General features: G+C 53.0%; 16 protein-coding genes. 10 read left to right on the plus strand and 6 right to left on the minus strand.

The genetic code is table 11. The features are described from left to right. Nucleotides 1–319 precede the first annotated feature (319 nt). Nucleotides 320–3679: an SbcC/MukB-like Walker B domain-containing protein gene (locus tag EPIR_RS04835; RefSeq protein ID WP_023654186.1), complete on the minus strand. Its 3360-nt coding sequence runs from the start codon at nucleotides 3677–3679 to the stop codon at nucleotides 320–322. Beyond that, the gene (gene sbcD / locus EPIR_RS04840) at nucleotides 3676–4899 is read right to left on the minus strand and encodes an exonuclease subunit SbcD (protein WP_023654187.1); all 1224 of its coding nucleotides are present in this window, start codon (nucleotides 4897–4899) and stop codon (nucleotides 3676–3678) included. The genes EPIR_RS04835 and sbcD overlap by 4 nt, the downstream gene beginning before the upstream one ends. A 176-nt stretch (nucleotides 4900–5075) precedes the next feature. On the opposite strand from sbcD, the gene phoB reads away from it, so the two are divergent. From phoB to proY, 6 genes are all read left to right on the plus strand, one after another. Then, nucleotides 5076–5765: a phosphate response regulator transcription factor PhoB gene (phoB, locus tag EPIR_RS04845; protein WP_012442259.1), complete on the plus strand. Its 690-nt coding sequence runs from the start codon at nucleotides 5076–5078 to the stop codon at nucleotides 5763–5765. A gap of 22 nt (nucleotides 5766–5787) precedes the next feature. Continuing rightward, nucleotides 5788–7104 carry a phosphate regulon sensor histidine kinase PhoR gene (phoR, locus tag EPIR_RS04850; RefSeq protein WP_023654189.1) on the plus strand — a complete coding sequence of 439 codons (1317 nt, stop codon included), beginning with the start codon at nucleotides 5788–5790 and terminating at the stop codon, nucleotides 7102–7104. An 18-nt stretch (nucleotides 7105–7122) separates the two neighbouring features. Further along, nucleotides 7123–8046, plus strand: a complete 924-nt coding sequence (locus EPIR_RS04855) for a PstS family phosphate ABC transporter substrate-binding protein (protein ID WP_023654190.1) — start codon at nucleotides 7123–7125, stop codon at nucleotides 8044–8046. A gap of 269 nt (nucleotides 8047–8315) precedes the next feature. Continuing rightward, nucleotides 8316–9416: a cobalamin-independent methionine synthase II family protein gene (locus EPIR_RS04860; RefSeq protein WP_023654191.1), complete on the plus strand. Its 1101-nt coding sequence runs from the start codon at nucleotides 8316–8318 to the stop codon at nucleotides 9414–9416. A 458-nt stretch (nucleotides 9417–9874) separates the two neighbouring features. Next, the gene (brnQ, locus tag EPIR_RS04865; RefSeq protein ID WP_023654192.1) at nucleotides 9875–11197 is read left to right on the plus strand and encodes a branched-chain amino acid transport system II carrier protein; all 1323 of its coding nucleotides are present in this window, start codon (nucleotides 9875–9877) and stop codon (nucleotides 11195–11197) included. Nucleotides 11198–11249: 52 nt separating this feature from the next. Next, the gene (gene proY / locus EPIR_RS04870) at nucleotides 11250–12602 is read left to right on the plus strand and encodes a proline-specific permease ProY (protein ID WP_023654193.1); all 1353 of its coding nucleotides are present in this window, start codon (nucleotides 11250–11252) and stop codon (nucleotides 12600–12602) included. Between the two features lie 238 nt (nucleotides 12603–12840). Here proY and EPIR_RS04875 read toward each other — a convergent pair whose 3' ends face one another. Next, nucleotides 12841–13443 (minus strand): peroxiredoxin C, encoded by a 603-nt coding sequence (locus EPIR_RS04875; protein WP_023654194.1) that lies wholly within the window; start codon nucleotides 13441–13443, stop codon nucleotides 12841–12843. Between the two features lie 190 nt (nucleotides 13444–13633). Further along, nucleotides 13634–14215 (minus strand): ACP phosphodiesterase, encoded by a 582-nt coding sequence (locus EPIR_RS04880; RefSeq protein WP_023654195.1) that lies wholly within the window; start codon nucleotides 14213–14215, stop codon nucleotides 13634–13636. Nucleotides 14216–14318: 103 nt separating this feature from the next. Between EPIR_RS04880 and queA the strand changes: the two genes are divergently transcribed. After that, nucleotides 14319–15389: a tRNA preQ1(34) S-adenosylmethionine ribosyltransferase-isomerase QueA gene (gene queA, locus EPIR_RS04885; RefSeq protein ID WP_023654196.1), complete on the plus strand. Its 1071-nt coding sequence runs from the start codon at nucleotides 14319–14321 to the stop codon at nucleotides 15387–15389. Nucleotides 15390–15844: 455 nt separating this feature from the next. On the opposite strand, the gene EPIR_RS04890 is transcribed toward queA, so the two are convergent. Together EPIR_RS04890 and EPIR_RS04895 are read right to left on the minus strand one after the other, a co-directional pair. Then, complete coding sequence (locus tag EPIR_RS04890) at nucleotides 15845–16771, minus strand: glycosyltransferase family 2 protein (protein ID WP_023654198.1); 927 nt, start codon at nucleotides 16769–16771, stop codon at nucleotides 15845–15847. Beyond that, the gene (locus tag EPIR_RS04895) at nucleotides 16768–17127 is read right to left on the minus strand and encodes a GtrA family protein (protein ID WP_023654199.1); all 360 of its coding nucleotides are present in this window, start codon (nucleotides 17125–17127) and stop codon (nucleotides 16768–16770) included. Before EPIR_RS04895 ends, EPIR_RS04890 begins: the two co-directional genes overlap by 4 nt. 328 nt (nucleotides 17128–17455) lie before the next feature. Between EPIR_RS04895 and tgt the strand changes: the two genes are divergently transcribed. The 3 genes from tgt to secD are packed head-to-tail and all read left to right on the plus strand — an operon-like array spanning nucleotide 17456 to nucleotide 20808. Beyond that, the gene (gene tgt / locus EPIR_RS04900) at nucleotides 17456–18586 is read left to right on the plus strand and encodes a tRNA guanosine(34) transglycosylase Tgt (RefSeq protein ID WP_023654200.1); all 1131 of its coding nucleotides are present in this window, start codon (nucleotides 17456–17458) and stop codon (nucleotides 18584–18586) included. Nucleotides 18587–18603: 17 nt separating this feature from the next. After that, nucleotides 18604–18933: a preprotein translocase subunit YajC gene (gene yajC / locus EPIR_RS04905; RefSeq protein ID WP_023654201.1), complete on the plus strand. Its 330-nt coding sequence runs from the start codon at nucleotides 18604–18606 to the stop codon at nucleotides 18931–18933. A 27-nt stretch (nucleotides 18934–18960) separates the two neighbouring features. Beyond that, on the plus strand, nucleotides 18961–20808 hold the full coding sequence (gene secD, locus EPIR_RS04910; RefSeq protein WP_023654202.1) for a protein translocase subunit SecD: 1848 nt from the start codon (nucleotides 18961–18963) through the stop codon (nucleotides 20806–20808). Nucleotides 20809–20817: the final 9 nt, after the last annotated feature.

Below are 20817 nucleotides of genomic sequence, written 5' to 3' on the forward strand. Positions count from 1 at the left end.
TAGCGTAGAATAAAGAGTGGCTTATTTCTTTCAAAAAACGTTCAAATATTTGTCAGAAAGACACTTTTGCTATGCCGATGATTTAAGATGAGCAATACAACCATCCGATGACATTCATTTATCCTGAAGAGGCTGTGAAAGTCTGGATCTCGACGTTATCCTGTCCCACTACGTTGGCAGTCAGATTTGAGCAACTATTACCCTGATTTGAAATACCCATAAAGATGAAGTTAAAGCTAATCATCATCTTTATGGGTGGCAGCAGCAATGCTGAACATTGCCGCCTGATAAGCCTATCAGACTGTCAGCACGGCCACGATCACATGCCGGGCAGCTCCAGCCTGCTGTAACCCAACCCGTTAACCTTTCTTATCCTGATCTGCACCGGAATACGCTCTTTCATCGCCTCAACGTGGCTGATCACCCCGATGTTTTTGCCGCTGGCGTTGAGCGCATCCAGCGCATCCAGCGCGCTGTCGAGGGTTTCGGCATCCAGGGTGCCAAAGCCCTCATCAAGGAACAGCGACTCAATGCGGGTTTTATGGCTAACCAAATCGGAAAGCGCCAGCGCCAGCGCCAGACTGACGAGGAAACTTTCGCCGCCGGACAGCGTGCGCGTGTCGCGTTGTGCATCGGCCTGCCAGGTATCGATCACCTGTAGCTCCAGCGCTTCCTGCGACTTGCGCTGGAGCAGATAGCGACCGTGCAGGCGATTGAGCTGGTTGTTTGCCAGCCATACCAGATGGTCGAGGGTTAATCCCTGGGCAAAGCGGCGGAACTTATCACCTTCTTTGGAGCCAATCAGCTGGTTGAGATAGCTCCAGTCATCCAGCTGCTGCTCGTTGGCGGCCACCTGCGCCAGCAGAGATTGCTGCTGTGAGCGGCGTGTTGCATCGTGGTCGAGCTGCTGGCGCAGCTGCCCCTGCTGGCTGGCCAGTTCGCGCAGTTGCAGACTGAGCGCCTCCAGGCTGGCCTGTAGGGTCTGCTGCTGCGTAGTCAGGTTTTCCGCCTGATCAACGTGTCTTACTGCTTCATCCAGCCGCGACTGTAGACCAATCAACTGCTCATTTAGTGATTTATGCTGCCCGGTCAGGGTATTTATCCGATCCTGTCGCAGTTGCCACTGCTGCTGGTGTAAACGCAGGGTTTGCAGATGTTGTTCTGACTCGTCGTTGAGCTGCTGCCTGACGCTGGCGACCCGCGCATCGCCAAACAGCCGTCGGCGCTGCTGCTGGCGTTCGTTCAGAATTTGCTGTTGTTGCTGGCTGCGGGCATCCAGTGCTTCAAGGCGTGCCTGTTGCTGCACCCGCTCTTCTTCCAGCGCCTGCTGACGGCTGCCGAGCGCCGCCAGTTCCGTTGCCAGCGTGGCCAGCTCACTGGCGTTCTGCTGCCACTGCTGCCAGTGCTGCTCACAGATTTGCAGCCAGCCCTGATAGTCACCATCTTCCGGCAGCTGAAGCCCGAGCGGCGCGAGGCTTGCGGCCAGTTCGCTGCGCTGCTGGCGTGCGCGCTGCCTGTCCTGCTCCAACTGCTGCTGCTGTTCGCTCAAATGCTGGCGTGACGCCGTCATCTCCTGCTGGCACAGGGCGGTTTGCTGTGCCAGCTGTTGCCAGGCCTGCTGCTGCTGATATAACACCTCCTGCTGCTGTTGGCAGTGACGCAACGCCTGCTCCAGCCGGTTCAGCTGCTGCTGAAGTTCGCTTTCCTGCTGCTCCTGCTGTGCCAGCCAGTCGTGGGCCTGCTGATGTTGATTGGCGGTGAACTCCAGTCCCAGCATGGAGGCGGCGCTATGCCACTGCTGTTCCAGCTCCGTTGCCTGACGGGCAAGGTCGGCGTCATCCTGCTGCTGGCGCTGCTGCTGTTCCTGCTGCTGCTTTAACTGTGCGCCACAGGCGCTGCCCTGTTCGCCGAGTACCCGGACTTCTTCTTTCAGGCCGTTGAGCCGTTGCTGATTTTCCGATAGCTCCAGCGCCTGATATGCGGCAATCGCCGGATGATTTTCTGACCCGCATAGCGGGCAGGGCTGGCCCGGTTCCAGCAGGGCGCGCTGCTGTTCCAGGTCAGCAATGCGCTGCTCCAGCCTGCATCGTTTGTCCAGATCCTGCTCATGCTGGCGTTTATCTGCCCAGCGGGTGCGCAAGGTTTGTAACTGCTCACTACTTTGCTGTATCAGTTGTGCTAACGCCTGCTGTTCCTGTTGTAGCCGATTGCGGCGTTCACCGAGCTGCCGCCACTGCGGTAGCAGCGTAGCCAGCAGCAGGCGTTGCGGACGCAGCCGGTTAAACTGTTCCAGTTTGTTGCGCAGGCTCTCCGGCGAGTGCTGTTGTTGTAACGGGGCCAGCGCCTGCTGCGCCTGGTTCAGGCTCTGCTGCGCCGCATCAAGCTGCTGCTGAAGCGGGACTGCCTGCTGAATGAGCTGCTGGTGAGCCTGTTCCTGCTGCTGCAACGTTTGCTGTTGCCGCTTAACCCGCTGGTCTGACACTGAAAGTGACTGCTCACTTTGCTGCTGCTGGCTGAAACGTTCACGCCATAATGGCAAATATTCGCCGTAGTGAGAAAAATGAGGATGCGCTTCGCGCCACCGGTTTAGCTGTTCTTGCTGCGCCTGCTTATCCTGCTGGATCTGCCGGTTTTTCGCGTTTTCCGTCTGGCGCGCTGTGAGTAATTGTTGGTGCTCACTTCGCTCTCGGGCCAGCTGTGCAGACTGTTCTTGTAACGTGGCGAGCTGGTGATCCAGAGGAATAACCTGCTCGGCGATCAGCGTTTCCTGCTGGCTACGATGCAGCTGATGATGCTCATGGTTCTTTTGCGCCTGCTGTTGTTCAAGCACTGCCGCGCCAAGCTGCTGCTTTGCCTGTTCTATTTGTTCATCCAGCTGCTGGCGCTGGCGGGAAAGCTGCTGCTGCTCCTGCTGTAATCTCTCCAGCTGTTGCACTTGCTGTAGCGCCTGCTGCTGGCTTTGCTGTTGTGAAGTGAGTACCTGCTCATCGCTTAGCAACTGTGCCAGCTGGCTGGTCAGGATCTGCTGCTGCCCGGCGTCCAGCAGATCCATCGCGGCAGCCTGCGCGCGCAGTGCGTCCAGCGCCGTCTTCGCCTCTTTGTGGCGCTCAAATACCGCCGACGACAGGCGGCCATAAATCTCGGTGCCGGTCAGTTCTTCCAGCAGCTCGGCGCGCTTGTTGGCATCGGCATTAAGGAAAGCGGCAAACTGTCCCTGCGACAGCATCATTGATTTGGTAAAGCGCTCGAAATCCAGTCCGGTCAGGCTGGCGATATTTTCCAGCTTGTCTTTCACCTTATCGGCGACGATGTGATTGTCTTCGCAGCGTGCCAGTTCGACGCGCGGTGCCTGCAAGTTGCCATCGACAGCACCGCGTGCGCGGTTTTGACTCCAGAAAGCACGCCAGGCGACGCCTTTTACTTCAAATTCCACTTCTGCGAGACATTCGGCGGTATCGCGCGTCATCAGGTCGTTCTGTGACTGGGTGATGCTTTTCAGGCGCGGGGTCTCGTGATAAAGCGCAAGGCAGATCGCATCAAGCAGGGTGGTTTTCCCGGCACCCGTTGGTCCGGTAATGGCAAACAGACCGTTGCTGACAAAGGGTTCAGCAGTGAAATCGATTTTCCACTCACCCTTCAACGAGTTGAGGTTCTTAAAGCGCAGGGTGAGAATTTTCATGATGGCTGCTCCTCATGGCGCACCGCTTCCAGCGTTTGTGCAAACAGCGCGCTGGCGCGTTGCAGCCGCTCAGGCCGTTCTGTTTCTGACGCCAGCCGCCGTGCAAATACTTCTTCGACGCTGAGTTCACTGAGCGTTTCATTCTGCTGGCGCGCTATCACCTGCTCGCGCTGTTCGCGGCTGCGGCGCAGTAGTACCACTTCCACCGGCAGTGCGGCGGTCAGTTCCTGAATACGGCGCTGTAGTTCGCTAAGATAAGCATCGGTGACAATTTCAATGTCTAGCCAGATGGTTTTGCCCTGTGCATCAGGCTTCAGTCCTGCCAGCTGTTGTTCTATCTGCTCCAGAGAGCCTTTGATCATCTGCATCGGCTGAAACAACGGGATTGGTAGGGCGCTCACCTGGCTAAGCTGACCCGCGCTGAAATCAACCAGCATCACGCTTTTCGCTTTGCCCAGCTCGTCAAAACTGAGCGGGATCGGCGAGCCGCTATAGCGAATATGGTCGCTGTCGGCAATGCGCTGGGCGCGGTGAATATGACCGAGGGCGATGTAGTCCGCCGGGGGGAAGCAGTGCGCCGGGAAGGCGTCCAGCGTGCCAATATAGATATCGCGCACCGCATCGCTTTTGGTCACGCCCAGGGTAGTCAAATGGCCGGTGGCGATAATAGGCAGTGCCAGACCCAGCATATCGCGCTGCGCCAGTGCTTCCTGCCAGCAGCGCTGATAGTGTTCACTGATGGCTTCCAGCAGGCTTTGCTGTTTTTCGCGCCCTGACTGCCCGCTCTGGCTGCGCAAGATATCACGCGGGCGTAAAAACGGAATGGCGCACAGCAGAGCGCCCGGCTGCCCGTCGCGCCGGTTCAGTACCAGCACCTGCTGACGGACGTCCTCACAGGCGGCGGCAATCACCCGGGTATTCAGGCAGGCCAGCAGCTCACGCGACTCATTGAGCATGGCGACGGAATCGTGATTGCCGCCCAGCACCACCAGCTGGCAGCCTGTTTGCTGTAGCTTGACCACGAAGCGGTTGTAGAGTTCGCGTGCGTAGCTGGGCGGGGAACCGGTATCGAAAATATCACCGGCAACGATGATGGCATCGACCTGCTGCGCTTCTGCCTGTTCCAGCAGCCAGTCAAGAAATGCCTGATGTTCGGCCGCCCGACTTTTGGTGTAGAAAAACTGGCCAAGATGCCAGTCGGCAGTATGAATGATGCGCATGGTGCTCCCTTCATGGCAGAAACGCGAAGCCATGATTATAAACATATTGCCGTGCAGATATTTAATTCGTTTCATCACCCCTTCCAGGGCGTGCTTTTTTCATAAAACTGTCATAAAACTGACGCATAATGACGCCGCATATCCCGTGACAATCTGTCACCGCAGCAGGAGCAATAATGGCAAAGCGCATTCTGGTGGTTGAAGATGAAGCACCCATCCGTGAGATGTTGTGTTTCGTTCTGGAGCAAAATGACTATCATCCGATAGAAGCCGCAGATTATGACAGCGCGGTCAGTTTGCTGATTGAACCCTGGCCGGATCTGATCCTGCTGGACTGGATGCTGCCGGGGGGCTCGGGCATTCAGTTTATTAAGCACCTTAAACGTGAAGCGATGACGCGCGACATCCCGGTAATGATGTTAACCGCACGCGGCGAAGAGGAAGATCGCGTACGCGGACTGGAAGTGGGCGCCGATGATTACATCACCAAGCCGTTCTCGCCGAAAGAGCTGGTGGCGCGCATTAAGGCCGTGATGCGGCGCATTTCGCCTATGGCGGTGGAAGAGGTGATTGAGATGCAGGGGCTGACCCTGGATCCGTCGTCACACCGCGTTATGTCGGCTACCCAGCCGCTGGAAATGGGGCCAACCGAATATAAGCTCCTGCACTTCTTTATGACTCATCCAGAGCGTGTCTACAGCCGTGAGCAGTTGCTAAACCATGTCTGGGGGACTAACGTGTATGTCGAAGACCGTACCGTCGATGTTCATATCCGCCGCCTGCGCAAAGCGCTGGAAGTGAGTGGGCACGATCGTATGGTGCAGACGGTTCGCGGAACAGGTTATCGTTTCTCTGCACGTTATTGATCGCTCGCACGGAGTCTGAATCGTGTTGGAACGCCTCTCCTGGAAGAGATTATTGTTTGAGCTGTTGCTTGCCGGCCTGCCTGCACTGATTGTCGGACTCATGGTGGGTGGGTTGCCCTGGCTGCTGCTGGTATCCGTGCTTTGCGTGCTGGGCTTTCATTTCAACAACCTGCTGCGGCTTTCGCACTGGCTGTGGGTCGATCGCAGTATGACGCCACCCAGCGGGCACGGCAGTTGGGAACCTCTTTTTTACGGCCTGTACCAGATGCAGGCGCGCAACCGACGCCGACGCCGTGAGCTGGGCCATCTGATCAAGCGCTTTCGCAGTGGCGCAGAATCGCTGCCGGATGCGGTGGTGTTGACCACCGAAGAGGGCACGATTTTCTGGTGTAACGGGCTTGCCCAGCAGATTTTGGGGCTGCGCTGGCCGGAAGATAATGGCCAGAATATCCTCAACCTGCTGCGCTACCCGGAATTTACCCGCTATCTGCGCCAGCGTGATTTCGCACATCCGCTGACGCTGGTACTGAACAGCCAGCGCCATCTGGAGTTGCGCATCATGCCCTACAGCGAAGGGCAGTGGCTAATGGTGGCACGCGATGTGACGCAAATGCACCAGCTTGAAGGAGCGCGTCGCAACTTTTTTGCCAACGTCAGTCATGAGCTGCGCACGCCGCTAACGGTGTTGCAAGGTTATCTGGAGATGATGAGTGATTCGGCGCTGGATGGCGGCCTGCGTGATAAAGCGCTGCAAACCATGCAGGAACAGGCAAAACGTATGGATAGCCTGGTGGGACAGCTACTGACGCTGTCACGCATTGAGGCGGCCCCTGCTCCTGACCTACAGGAAATTGTCGATGTCCCCATGATGTTACGATTGTTGCAGCGTGAAGCGGAAACGCTGAGCCAGGGACGTCATCAAATCCGCTTTTCCAGCGATCCGCAATTGCGTGTGTTTGGCAATGACGAACAGTTGCGCAGCGCTATTTCTAACCTGGTGTACAATGCGGTGAATCATACGCCGGACGGCACCCGGATCACGGTTAGCTGGCAACGCAGTGTACAGGGGGCGGAGTTCAGGGTCGAAGATAATGGTCCGGGCATTGCGGCAGAGCATCTACCACGACTGACGGAGCGCTTTTACCGCGTTGATAAGGCTCGCTCAAGGCAGACCGGGGGAAGCGGTCTGGGGCTGGCGATTGTAAAACACGCCCTGAGCCACCATAACGCGCGGCTGAATATCAGTAGCGCTCCGGGTAAGGGCGAAACCTGTTTCAGCTTTCAGCTGGCACCCAGGCTGATTGTCGATGCAGAGGCGGGCGAGATCGCGCGGCGTTAATCATAGAGAACCCACAGCATGAAAAATTTTATCGCACTGGCGCTGCTGCTGGTCAGCCTGCTGGCTAATGCCAAAGAGGACATGTTGGCGGGCAATCTTAACAGCGTCGGATCCGATACGCTCGGCAATCTGATGGCGCTATGGGGCGATAATTTCAGCCGCCAGTATCCGGGGGTGAATGTGCAGATTCAGGCGGCGGGATCGTCGACAGCGCCGATAGCGCTGGCCGCCGGGGCAGCGCAGCTGGGGGCGATGAGCAGGCCGATGCAGGCGGCAGAGCGGCAGCTGCTTGAGGATCGTTACGGTTATCCCCCGCTGGCAGTACCGGTGGCCATTGATGCGCTGGTGGTGGTAGTGAATCAGGATAATCCGTTAGCCGGACTGAGTGCTCAACAGCTGGATGCTATTTTCTCCGTGACCCGCCTTTGCGGTGCGCTGTTTACGCCAAAAACCTGGGGCGACCTACAGCTGACACAGTCCGGCTGGGCGCATCGCGGCATACAGCGATTTGGTCGTAATTCCGCTTCCGGTACATGGGGTTTTTTCAAACAGCAGGTGCTGTGCAACGGCGATTTACGCCAGGATGTCGGTGAATATCCTGGCTCCGCTGCGGTGATCCAGGCGGTTGCCGGTTCACTGAACGGAATTGGCTATGCCAGCGCTGGCTTTCATCTTAGCGGTGTGAAAGTCCTGCCGGTGGCGCGGGATGAAGATAACTGGGTCGCGCCCACGGCTGAAAATATCCGCAGCGGCCGTTATCCTTACGCACGTCCGCTCTATATTTATGTCAATAAAGCACCGGGAAAACCGCTGGAGCCGCTTACCGCTGCGTTTCTTCGGCTGGCGTTATCAGGCGCTGGTCAGGCGTTGGTCGGTCAGGCTGGCTATCTGCCGTTATCCGAAGCGCAAAGAGAGCAGGCGCTGGCGATGATTGCGCAATAACTTAATGAATTGAAATCAGAGATGCGACGGTCGCGCTGTCATTGAACAGCCTTCTGTCAATGAAGTGCCGTTGGTATTTCATCTAACCTGCCAATTTCCAACATCATGAATTTTCTTCACGAGCCTTGAAGTTTCCTCGTTTGCGGCGTTGTCATTCTCATGACACAGTCATCGGCATGGTTTTAGACGTCCAGAAGTCCAAAAATAACTAACGGTGACAATTGCGCGACGCAATGATGCGCCCGTGTGCAGGCCAGGAGTGAGCTATCATGACAACATCCGTACCTTATCGTGCCGAAGTAGTGGGCAGTTTTCTACGCCCGGCGGCGATTAAACAGGCGCGCCAGCAGTTTGCAGCCGGTGAAATTGACGCAGACGAACTACGTAGCATTGAAGATGAAGAGATCCGTAAAGTGGTTGCCAGCCAGCGTGCAAGCGGTTTGCAGGTGGTCACCGACGGCGAATTCCGTCGAGCCTGGTGGCACTTCGACTTCTTTGACGGCCTGGATGGGGTAGAGCGCTACGAAGCTGAGCAGGGCATTCAGTTTAACGGCGTGCAGACAAAAGCACGCGGCGTGAAAGTGACCGGCAAACTGGGATTCAGCCATCACCCGATGTTGGAAGATTTCCGCTTTTTGCAAAGTATCAGCGGGGATGCCGTGGCCAAAATGACCATCCCCAGCCCCAGCGTGCTGCATTTTCGTGGTGGGCGTAAGGTAATTGATGCGCAGGTTTATCCCGATCTCGACGTCTATTTTGACGACCTGGCACAAACCTGGCGCGATGCAATCAAAGCCTTCTACGATGCAGGCTGTCGCTATTTACAGCTGGACGATACCGTTTGGGCCTATCTCTGTTCTGACGATCAGCAACAGCAGATCCGTGAGCGCGGTGACAACCCGGAGGAACTGGCCCGCACCTACGCCCGCGTGCTGAATAAAGCCATCGAGGGTAAGCCGGACGATTTGAAAATCGGCCTGCACGTTTGCCGGGGCAATTTTCGCTCAACCTGGATATCCGAAGGGGGCTATGGGCCGGTGGCGGAAATTCTGTTTGGCGGCGTCAACATTGATGCCTTCTTTCTTGAATATGATAATGAGCGTTCGGGCGGTTTCGAGCCGCTGCGCTTTATCAAAAAAGGCAAGCAGCAGGTGGTGCTGGGCCTTGTTACTACCAAAAGCGGAGAGCTTGAAGCGGCGGAGACGATTGAAAAACGTCTGCGCGAGGCTGCGCAGTTCGTCAGCCTTGAGCAGATTTGCCTCAGCCCGCAGTGCGGCTTTGCCTCAACCGAAGAGGGTAACAGCCTGACAGAAGAGCAGCAGTGGGCCAAACTACGCCTGGTGGTGGAGGTGGTAAACCGCGTTTGGTAAAATGACGTCACTTTGTGCATTGGGCGCATATCTATGCGCCTTTTGCGCTTCTGCGACCGTCTTATCGCGAAAAGTGATGCCGTTATAGTGCAAAAAAAATACAAATCATGTAACGCTTTTTTGGTATCAGCTAACGATATGCACTGGTTATGCATTTTTTTACGGTATATTCATCTACTTTTTCAATCCCGTATTGCCTTTCCCCGCTATAAACGTTCTACTTAGGCCCGTTTCTCGTCATTCCCCTGAATATAGAAAATAATCATCTTATATTCACTGTCTGTCGCGATGTAATCAGTGTTTTAAGCTGCATCGTTTTGATTTTGTGACGTATTAAGAGCATACAGGGTGATTGGCTGTAACATTATTCAGTGAGCAGGGCGCGCACCTGCTGCTGAAGTTTGACGAGCAGCACTGACATCACCACTTTTAACACCACCACAGGCAACACGTTTCTTATGACGCATCGTTTAACTCCAAAAGATATTCTGGCACTGGGCTTTATGACTTTTGCCCTGTTTGTAGGGGCCGGGAACATCATCTTCCCGCCAATGGTAGGCATCCAGGCCGGAGAGCATGTATGGCATGCCGCTTCAGGCTTCTTGATTACTGCGGTCGGCCTGCCGGTTATCTCAGTGATTGCGCTGGCGCGCGTTGGTGGCGGGATTGATGCCCTCAGTTCGCCCATCGGCAAAGTGGCTGGCGTGGTGCTGGCGACCGTCTGCTATCTGGCTGTCGGGCCGCTATTTGCAGCGCCGCGCACTGCCACCGTCTCGTTTGAAGTCGGTATTGCCCCACTGACCGGGGATGGCCCATTGCCGCTGTTTATCTACAGCCTGGTCTATTTTACCCTGGTGATTGGCGTCTCTCTTTATCCGGGCAAACTGTTGGACACCGTGGGGCATATCCTGGCTCCGCTGAAAATTTTCGCCCTGACTGTACTGGGACTGGCGGCACTGCTTTGGCCGGCTGGCGGTATTGCTCCTGCCAGTGCTGAATATCAGCGTGCGGCATTCTCCAACGGTTTTGTGAACGGCTATCTGACGATGGATACCCTCGGTGCGCTGGTGTTCGGTATTGTGATTGTCAATGCCGCCCGGTCGCGTGGTATCAGCGAAGCAAAATTGCTGACGCGTTATACCGTGATTGCCGGGTTAATCGCCGGTGTCGGCTTGACGCTGGTCTATCTGGCTCTATTTAAACTCGGCGCTGACAGCGCAAGCATTATCGATCAGAGTGCTAACGGTGCAGCCATCCTGCATGCTTATGTGCAGCATACCTTCGGTACAATGGGCAGCTTCTTCCTTGCTTCGCTCATTTTTGTCGCCTGTATTGTGACTGCCGTTGGTCTGACCTGTGCTTGCGCAGAGTTCTTTGAGCATTATTTGCCTTTCAGTTACCGTCAACTGGTGTTTATTATTGGAGCGTTTTCGATGGTGGTTTCCAATCTTGGTCTTAGCCATCTTATCCAGATCTCAATTCCAGTATTAACCGCGATCTACCCGCCGTGTATCGTGCTGGTGCTGTTAAGCTTTACCCTGAGCTGGTGGAAGAAAAGCACAAGGATTGTTGCGCCAGTTATGCTGGTCAGCCTGCTGTTTGGTATAGTTGACGCAATCAAAACCACCAATTTAAAGGCAATAATTCCAGAATTTACCCAAAATCTGCCGTTGGCCGATCAGGGGCTGGCATGGTTGCCACCTTCATTGGTGATGCTGGCACTGGTGGCCGTTTACGATCGCGTTTCAGGCCGCCAGTCAGTTACTGCGCACCAGCAATAGCGTTGTAAAACCACCCCTTACCCCCTGCGGTAAGGGGTCGACAGGTGGAAAAATGACAAAAATGACTCTAAAAAAGGGATTGAGTACGCGCCATATTCGCTTTATGGCGTTGGGTTCAGCAATTGGTACCGGTCTGTTTTACGGTTCGGCCGATGCCATCAGAATGGCCGGTCCTGGCGTACTGCTCGCCTATCTTATCGGCGGCGTGGCGGCATATATCATTATGCGTGCGCTCGGCGAAATGTCCGTTAACAACCCCCAGGCAAGTTCCTTTTCGCGCTATGCCCAGGACTATCTCGGTCCGCTGGCTGGCTATATCACCGGCTGGACCTACTGTTTTGAGATCCTGATTGTTGCCATTGCCGATGTGACGGCTTTCGGCATTTATATGAGCGTCTGGTTCCCGGATGTGCCGCACTGGATCTGGGTACTCAGTGTGGTGCTGGTGATTGGTGCAATCAACCTCGCTACGGTGAAAGTGTTCGGCGAGGTCGAGTTCTGGCTGTCGCTGTTCAAAGTTGCCACCATCATTGTGATGATTGTCGCGGGTATCGGTATTATCTTCTGGGGCATCGGCAACGGCGGCCAGGCAACCGGCATCAGCAATCTGTGGACCCACGGCGGCTTTATCCCCAATGGCTGGATTGGCGTGGTGCTTTCATTGCAAATGGTGATGTTCGCCTTTGGTGGGATAGAGATTATTGGTATCACCGCCGGTGAAGCGAAAGATCCGGCAGTATCGATTCCGCGCGCCATTAATACCGTGCCACTGCGCATTCTGGTGTTCTACGTGGGTACGCTATTTGTCATTATGTCGATCTACCCGTGGAATCAGGTTGGCACAGACGGAAGTCCGTTTGTACTGACTTTCCAGCATATGGGGATTGCAGCAGCGGCAGCGGTGCTTAACTTTGTGGTGATCACTGCCTCACTGTCGGCGATTAACAGCGATGTTTTTGGCGTCGGCCGTATGCTGTACGGCATGGCAGAGCAGGGCCATGCGCCAAAAGTGTTTACCACCGTATCGGAAAAAGGCATTCCCTGGGTGACGGTGCTGGCAATGATGCTGGCAATGCTGGTTGCCGTTTATCTTAACTATCTGATGCCGGAAAAAGTGTTCTTGGTCATTGCTTCGCTCGCGACGTTCGCCACCGTCTGGGTGTGGATAATGATCCTGTTCTCTCAAATTGCGTTTCGCCGTACTTTGACGACAGAGCAGCAAAAAGAGCTGAAGTTTGCCCTGCCGGGAGGTTCTCTTACCGCTGCTATCGGCATTGTCTTCCTCGCCTTTATTATCGGCCTTATCGGTTACTTCCCGGATACTCGCGTGTCGCTTTATGCCGGTTGCGCCTGGATAGTGCTGCTGCTGGTGAGCTGGCAGTGGGTTAAGCGCAGAGAGTGTTAATTTGTAGCAATCTGAAAAGGGCGAACCAGTGGTTCGCCCTTTTTATATCAGTAGCCGAGTGAGGCAGGCCATGCCCTGCCGATATTCTGCCTGACGCGTTTCAACATTCTGTTGTAAGGGCAGAGTGTACTAACAGCCATTGTGGTTGACAGCAAGAGTGACTAAAGATGCGGGGAGCGTGAGTGGGGATAAAAAAAAGCTCGCCGTAGCGAGCTTTTTATCTGACGAACCAGAGGTGTTACAGTCTGGAAGCGTTCTCGGACAGGTACTTAGCAACACCCTCTGGAGATGCGCCCATACCTTTTTTGCCTTTTTCCCACTGAGCTGGGCACACTTCGCCATGCTCTTCGTGGAACTGTAGCGCGTCAACCATACGCAGCATTTCATCAACGTTGCGGCCCAGTGGCAGATCGTTAACCACCTGGTGGCGAACAACGCCCGCCTGGTCGATCAGGAAAGATCCACGCAGAGCAACACCCGCTTCCGGATGTTCGATGCCCCAGGCTTTCTGTATTTCACGTTTGATGTCCGCAACCATTGCGTACTGAACTTCGCCGATGCCGCCTTTGTCGACCGGCGTTTTGCGCCATGCGTTATGTACGAACTCAGAATCGAAGGAGACACCAATAACTTCCACACCGCGTTTCTGGAACTCTGCGTAGCGCTTATCAAAAGCGATCAGCTCAGAAGGGCAGACGAAGGTGAAGTCCATTGGCCAAAAGAACACAACGGTGGCTTTACCAGCGGTGTGTTTTTTAAAGTTGAAGTTTTCTACAATTTCACCGTTGCCCAGCACAGCTGCGGCAGTAAAATCAGGGGCTGGACGAGTAACCAGGACCATTTTTCACTCCTGTTGAAGTCATTAAATTAGGGGGGAGACAAGACGCCAGCATTATACGAGGGGCGGCCAGCCCTGAACCAGCGAAACACGCCGATTATTGAGATAGGGTATACCTATCATATCTAAGGTTAAGCATATAGCCACCCCATAAGATAGCCTGTTTCAGCGAAAGGATAAAGCCATCCACCGATCACAATTCGCACCGCGCTGCCTGCGCCATCATTTGTGGGTATAGCTGCCAGAACAGATCCTCAAGCTTTTGATAGTTATCGGTGAAATCATGATAACTGTTTGCCAGCGCGGCCAGTTTTGGTCGGCGGCTTGCCATGCCGTCCAGCACATGTGATAAAAACGCCGCGTCTGCATAACGTTCTATCCATTGCTCGCGCCATAACCAGGCATTAAGTGTCTGAAATCGCGTTGGGGTGGTTTTCAGCTCCGGCTCGATCTGGTTTCTGGCATGCGCCAAAAAGGCTGGCAAAGAGATATCCGGCACCAGTTTATTCCAGTGAAGTGACAAAAAATGGTCCCAGATAACATCTAGCGTAATCGGTGCCACCCGACGGGTTTCGTTGCGGAAAAGCTGACGAGCCTGGCGAACTTGCGGAAGCGCATCCGTCCGGGCATCAATGCGGCGGTGCAGGCTGATGCCATCAGCAATGTAGCTGGGCCACTGCTGATAAGGGTTGCCACGTACATAATCAGCCATCAGATTGCCGAGCAGTGAGCTGTTGGCAATGTGGGCAAGGTGGAGGTGAGCAAGATAGTTCATAGCGCTATTCTAGCTCAGATGCTGGCGATATGACGCAGATTGTTTAGCTATGCTCAATTTTCAGCTAGAATGTGCGCCCTGATTTCTCTGACTGTGAATGACCATGCGCGTTGCCGATTTTGCTTTTGAGTTACCCGAATCTTTGATTGCCCACTATCCGCAGGCCCAGCGGAGCGGATGCCGACTACTGTCGCTAAATGGTTCCGATGGGACGTTAACGCATGGTGTATTCACCGATTTATTGAACAAACTCAATCCTGGCGATCTGCTGGTATTCAATAATACGCGGGTGATCCCGGCGCGTATTTTTGGTCGCAAGGCCAGCGGCGGAAAGATTGAAGTGCTGGTTGAGCGCATGTTGGATGAAAAGCGCGTGCTGGCACACGTGCGCTCATCGAAAGCCCCCAAGCCCGGTAGCGATCTGCTGCTGGGCGATGATGAAAGCGTACAGGCCACCATGCTGGCTCGCCACGATACGCTGTTCGAGATCGAGTTTAACGATGCGCGTCCGGTGCTGGACATATTGAACAGTATTGGCCATATGCCGTTACCTCCTTATATCGATCGCCCTGACGAAGATGCCGATCGTGAGCTTTATCAGACGGTGTACAGTCAGAAACCGGGCGCGGTAGCGGCCCCAACGGCAGGACTCCATTTCGACGAACCCTTGCTGGAAGCGCTGCGCGAAAAAGGCATTGAAACGGCCTTTGTCACCCTGCATGTTGGGGCCGGAACGTTCCAGCCGGTGCGTGTGGATACCATTGAAGAGCATATTATGCATGCCGAGTATGCTGAAGTGCCGGAGGATGTGGTTGATGCGGTGCTAGCCTGTAAGGCGCGTGGTAATCGGGTGATAGCGGTTGGGACGACTTCAGTGCGTTCATTAGAGAGCGCGGCTCAGGCCGCTGAAAATGCGCTGATTGCACCGTTTTTTGGCGATACAAAAATCTTTATTTATCCTGGCTATCACTACCAGGTGATTGATGCGTTGGTGACCAACTTCCACCTGCCAGAGTCGACGCTGATTATGTTGGTATCCGCTTTTGCCGGTTATAAGCACACTATGCATGCTTATCAGCAGGCTGTTGCTGAACAGTACCGTTTCTTCAGTTACGGTGATGCGATGTTTATCACCCGCAACCCGCAGGCGTTTTCCGAGGTTCCGGGGCAGTGATTGCTTTTACCGGATGGCGTATTTGAAAATTAAATTGAATTTAACGTTATCTAGATATTTGTCGACACTTAATTTCTTTGCCAAAAGGTTTTTTCACAACGAAATGTGAAGCAGGTACAGGCCACCAGGGGGCCTGTACCTATGGGGATAATTGAAGATGCCTGTCCGTCAGGAAAAAAAACTCCGTTTTATAATAAAACTACCTTGTGCTTTTCAAATCGATCGTTATAAAGAATAGCAAAACAGGTCCCATAGAAAAATGATATGGAGAATATAGCTCGTGGGATTGGCTCCCACTGATGTAATATAGCAATTGGATTTATTGCTAAAAAAAATGGAAAAATAAATTATTTTCTTGAGTGTATGAGTGAGCACGAGAAATTGTGCTGGCTAATATTATCAGGAAAAATGCGTTGGTTATGCTGAAGATTTTTATTTTTAAGCATATAATGTTATTACTCATCGGTGGATCCTGAAAGATCTTTAATGATGTATTTTGGTCTTTGTTTGGCTTCTACATAGATTCTTCCTATGTATTCTCCCAGCACCCCGATGCCAATCAGCTGAACGCCGCCCAGAAAGAGAATGGCCGTCATGATTGATGGATATCCCGGAACCGGATTACCAAAAAGAAGCTTGTCTATAATCATAAATATTGCATATAAAAATGAAAATGAGGCAACGATAAGACCTAAATATGTCCAGATACGGAGCGGAAGCGTTGAGAAAGACGTGATGCCTTCAACCGCAAGGTTCCACAATTTCCAACCGTTAAATTTGGATGAGCCAGCAATCCTCTCAGCCCTGGTATATTCGACAATATCTACGCGGCCACCCACCCAGCTAAGGATGCCCTTCATAAAGAGATTTCGTTCGGGAAGCTGCTTGATAATATCAACGGTGGAACGTGACAGAAGTCGAAAGTCTCCCACGTTTTCTTCTATTTTTGGGGAGCTTATCTTGTTGTGAATTTTATAAAACCACCCGGCAGTCTTTCTTTTCAAACGGCTGTCGGTGCTTCTGTCTGCGCGTTTTGCCAGAACAACGTCTGCGCCGCTTAACCACTTGGCTATGAGTTGCGGGATCACCTCTATAGGATCCTGCAGATCGACGTCGATAGGTATGACGGCATCACCACTTGCATGTTCCAGCCCCGCGAACAGCGCCGGTTCTTTACCAAAATTTCTTGAGAAGTTAATTGCCTTTACGAGACGGTCGGAGTCAGCGAGTTTTTTAATGATTGACTCTGTGTTGTCATGGCTACCGTCGTTGATAAAAACGATTTCCATCTCATAATCGGTCAGCGTTTCACGTACCGCATCGTAAAAAATATTTATGGTCTCTTCTTCATTGAAGACGGGAACAACGAGAGATATTTTCATTTCTTTTCACTAAATATGATGAGTTTAGAGTAGATGAATCCACAAAGCAGACTGACGAAAGAGAACGACACTAGAGTGATAACCGGATTCAAGGATAAATAATCAGCGTACCAACCCACTGCAGCAGCCATTGCTCCCATAAACAGGACATACAATATATATTTTACCGTGGTTGCCTCTGAGTTGAAGGTCCATTTCGCATTTGCAAAGAATGAGAAGGTGACTGCGACACAAAATGCGGTAAAATTTGATAACGACTGGAGATAGCCATTCATATAAAGCGCTGAAAAAACCCCCCAGTGGATAAGGGTGTTCACAATGCCGACCAGTGAATATCTTACGAATAAATTAATCATGAAATCGATCTTAGAATTTGAGTTTTTCGATCATGTCACTACATGATGCCAATCGCAAGAGTTTGTAATGATAAGACATGAGAAATATCTCAATTTCAACATGAAGGATAAGCGCGTTGCAGGAAGAGTTAAGGCTGACCGTCTGTGATCATGGAATCAATCAGGTTACGCTATACAAATTATGTGCCATAACGGCGCAACGCAGCAAGCGGACACAGTGAAAAGTTGCTTACATTCACTTTGCGGCTGGCTTGTATCGCAGCTTCATGGGTTGTTAGAATGCGTTCCTTTTTACTAATCATCAGACTGTATTTCTGGTGGAGGCAATGTGAAGTTTGAATTAGACACAACTGATGGGCATGCGCGCCGTGGCCGTCTGGTCTTTGAGCGTGGCGTAGTAGAAACCCCGGCATTTATGCCGGTAGGCACCTACGGCACGGTAAAAGGCATGACCCCGGAAGAAGTGCAGGATACCGGCGCTCAGATTATTCTCGGCAACACCTTCCATTTGTGGCTACGTCCGGGGCAGGAGATCATGAAGCTGCACGGCGATCTGCATGACTTTATGCAGTGGAAAGGCCCAATCCTGACGGACTCCGGTGGTTTCCAGGTCTTTAGCCTGGGCGATATCCGCAAAATTACCGAGAAAGGGGTGCATTTCCGTAACCCGATCAACGGTGATGCGATTTTCCTCGATCCGGAAAAATCGATGGAGATTCAGTACGACCTCGGTTCTGATATCGTGATGATCTTCGACGAATGTACGCCGTACCCGGCCGATTGGGATTACGCCAAGCGTTCAATGGAAATGTCGCTGCGCTGGGCGCAACGCAGCCGCGATCGTTTTGACTCCCTCGGTAATAAAAATGCATTATTTGGCATTATCCAGGGAAGTGTTTACGAAGATTTACGAGATGTGTCGGTTAAAGGGCTGGTAGATATTGGCTTTGATGGGTACGCTGTGGGCGGCCTGGCGGTCGGCGAACCAAAGGAAGACATGCACCGTATTCTGGAGCACGTCTGTCCACAACTCCCACAGGATAAGCCACGTTATCTCATGGGGGTTGGTAAGCCCCAGGACCTGGTGGAAGGTGTTCGTCGCGGTATTGATATGTTCGACTGTGTTATGCCGACCCGCAATGCACGTAACGGGCATCTCTTTGTTAGCGACGGCGTGGTGAAAATCCGTAATGCGAAGTACAAAGATGACACGTCGCCGCTTGATGCCGAGTGTGACTGCTACACCTGCCGCAATTACAGTCGCGCCTATCTGTATCATCTTGACCGCTGTAATGAAATTTTAGGTGCACGTCTGAATACCATTCATAACCTGCGCTATTATCAGCGCTTAATGGCGGGTTTACGCCAGGCTATTGAAGAGGGTAGATTAGAGCACTTTGCTAGCGAATTTTACCAACGGACGGGAGCGGCGGTTCCGCCATTAACGTCTGATAATTAAACAATGAGGGAATTTTAATGAGCTTTTTCACTTCCGATGCCGTGGCAGCTGCAGCTCCTTCTCAGGGAAGTCCGTATTCTCTGGTGATCATGCTGGTAGTGTTTGGTCTGATTTTCTACTTTATGATCCTGCGTCCTCAGCAAAAACGTGCGAAAGAGCACAAAAAACTGATGGACTCAATTGCCAAAGGCGATGAAGTTTTGACTACCGGTGGTTTAGTCGGACGCGTAACCAAAGTCGCTGAAACGGGCTACGTGGCTATTGCACTTAACGATACGACCGAAGTTGTCGTCAAGCGTGACTTTGTTGCCGCCGTTCTGCCGAAAGGTACGATGAAGGCGCTTTAATTTTTTGATTTCCCTAAGGGAACTGCCGTGTTAAATCGTTATCCTTTATGGAAGTACATCATGCTGATCGTCGTGTTACTCGTCGGTCTGCTGTATGCACTGCCTAACCTTTATGGTGAGGATCCGGCTGTTCAGGTCACTGGTGCGCGCGGAAGCGCGGCCAGTGAGCAAACGCTGGTCCAGATCCAAAGCGCTTTAAAACAAGATAATATTTCGAGCAAATCCGTTGCTCTGGAAAATGGCGCTATTCTGGCGCGCTTCGCTAACACCGACGTGCAGCTGCGCGCGCGTGAAGCGATAATGAAAGTCCTTGGCGAAAATTACGTGGTGGCGCTTAACCTCGCTCCTGCAACGCCAACCTGGTTAGCGATGTTGTCCGCAGAGCCGATGAAACTCGGCCTTGACCTACGTGGTGGTGTTCACTTCCTGATGGAAGTCGATATGGATACCGCACTGGGCAAACTTCAGGACCAGAACATCGACAATCTACGCAGCGATCTGCGCGAGAAAAGTATTCCTTACGTGAACGTGCGTAAAACCGCTAATTACGGTCTGGAAATTCGTTTCCGTGATGACAAAGCGCGCGATGCTGCCGTCAGTTATCTGGTCACTCGTCACCGCGATATGGTTATCAACAGCAGCGGCAGTAATGCCCTGACGGCGGTAATGAGCGACGAGCGTCTGCGTGAAGCTCGTGAATACGCTGTTCAACAGAACATCAATATTCTGCGCAACCGTGTTAACCAGCTTGGCGTAGCGGAACCGCTGGTGCAGCGTCAGGGCGCTGACCGTATTGTGGTTGAACTGCCGGGTATCCAGGATACGGCTCGTGCCAAAGAGATCCTTGGTGCGACTGCAACATTGGAGTTCCGCTTGGTGAATACCAGCGTGGACGCCACCGCAGCCGCAAATGGCCGTATACCGGGCGACTCGGAAGTGAAAGATACGCGTGAAGGGCAGCCGGTGGTGCTGTATAAACGCGTAATCCTCACTGGTGACCACATTACTGACTCCACTTCCAGCACCGATGAATACAATCAGCCACAGGTGAATATCTCCCTGGACAGCGCTGGCGGTAATATCATGTCCAACTTTACGAAGGACAGTGTCGGTAAAGCGATGGCAACCCTCTTTGTTGAATACAAAGACAGCGGGAAGAAAGACGCTAACGGCCGTGCGATTCTTGAGAAGCATGAAGAGGTGATTAACGTCGCCAATATCCAGTCTCGATTGGGTAACAGCTTCCGTATAACGGGCATCAACAACCCGAATGAAGCCCGCCAGCTTTCGCTGTTGCTGCGTGCCGGTGCGTTGATTGCGCCTATTCAGATTGTGGAAGAGCGTACTATTGGTCCAACCATGGGCGCGCAGAATATCACCCAGGGCTTGGAAGCTTGCCTGTGGGGGCTGATTGCTTCTATCGTCTTCATGGTGGTGTGGTACAAGAAATTCGGCCTGGTGGCTACCAGCGCACTGCTGGCTAACCTGGTGCTGATCGTCGGCATTATGTCGCTGCTCCCGGGCGCGACGCTGACCATGCCGGGTATTGCGGGTATTGTGCTCACACTGGCGGTGGCGGTTGATGCTAACGTGCTGATTAACGAGCGTATCAAGGAGGAGCTGCGTAACGGGCGTTCCGTACAGCAGGCGATCCATGAGGGTTACAAAGGCGCGTTTTCCAGTATCGTTGATGCCAACGTGACCACGCTAATTAAAGTTATCATTCTTTACGCAGTGGGTACTGGCTCAATTAAAGGGTTTGCTATCACGACTGCGATTGGTGTGGCAACTTCCATGTTTACCGCGATTATCGGCACCCGTGCCATCGTCAACCTGATGTATGGCGGCAAACGCATTAACAAGTTGTCTATCTGAGGAGTGCGT

This window comes from Erwinia piriflorinigrans CFBP 5888 (assembly GCF_001050515.1).
GTDB lineage: Bacteria > Pseudomonadota > Gammaproteobacteria > Enterobacterales > Enterobacteriaceae > Erwinia > Erwinia piriflorinigrans.

Coding starts and splice junctions, on each gene's coding strand:
- queA (WP_023654196.1), top strand. CDS start 14,319: ATGCGCGTTGCCGATTTTGCTTTTGAGTTACCCGAATCTTTGATTGCC.
- EPIR_RS04860 (WP_023654191.1), top strand. CDS start 8,316: ATGACAACATCCGTACCTTATCGTGCCGAAGTAGTGGGCAGTTTTCTA.
- EPIR_RS04895 (WP_023654199.1), bottom strand. CDS start 17,127: ATGATTAATTTATTCGTAAGATATTCACTGGTCGGCATTGTGAACACC.
- sbcD (WP_023654187.1), bottom strand. CDS start 4,899: ATGCGCATCATTCATACTGCCGACTGGCATCTTGGCCAGTTTTTCTAC.
- EPIR_RS04835 (WP_023654186.1), bottom strand. CDS start 3,679: ATGAAAATTCTCACCCTGCGCTTTAAGAACCTCAACTCGTTGAAGGGT.
- brnQ (WP_023654192.1), top strand. CDS start 9,875: ATGACGCATCGTTTAACTCCAAAAGATATTCTGGCACTGGGCTTTATG.
- phoB (WP_012442259.1), top strand. CDS start 5,076: ATGGCAAAGCGCATTCTGGTGGTTGAAGATGAAGCACCCATCCGTGAG.
- EPIR_RS04880 (WP_023654195.1), bottom strand. CDS start 14,215: ATGAACTATCTTGCTCACCTCCACCTTGCCCACATTGCCAACAGCTCA.
- EPIR_RS04890 (WP_023654198.1), bottom strand. CDS start 16,771: ATGAAAATATCTCTCGTTGTTCCCGTCTTCAATGAAGAAGAGACCATA.
- proY (WP_023654193.1), top strand. CDS start 11,250: ATGACAAAAATGACTCTAAAAAAGGGATTGAGTACGCGCCATATTCGC.
- EPIR_RS04875 (WP_023654194.1), bottom strand. CDS start 13,443: ATGGTCCTGGTTACTCGTCCAGCCCCTGATTTTACTGCCGCAGCTGTG.
- yajC (WP_023654201.1), top strand. CDS start 18,604: ATGAGCTTTTTCACTTCCGATGCCGTGGCAGCTGCAGCTCCTTCTCAG.
- EPIR_RS04855 (WP_023654190.1), top strand. CDS start 7,123: ATGAAAAATTTTATCGCACTGGCGCTGCTGCTGGTCAGCCTGCTGGCT.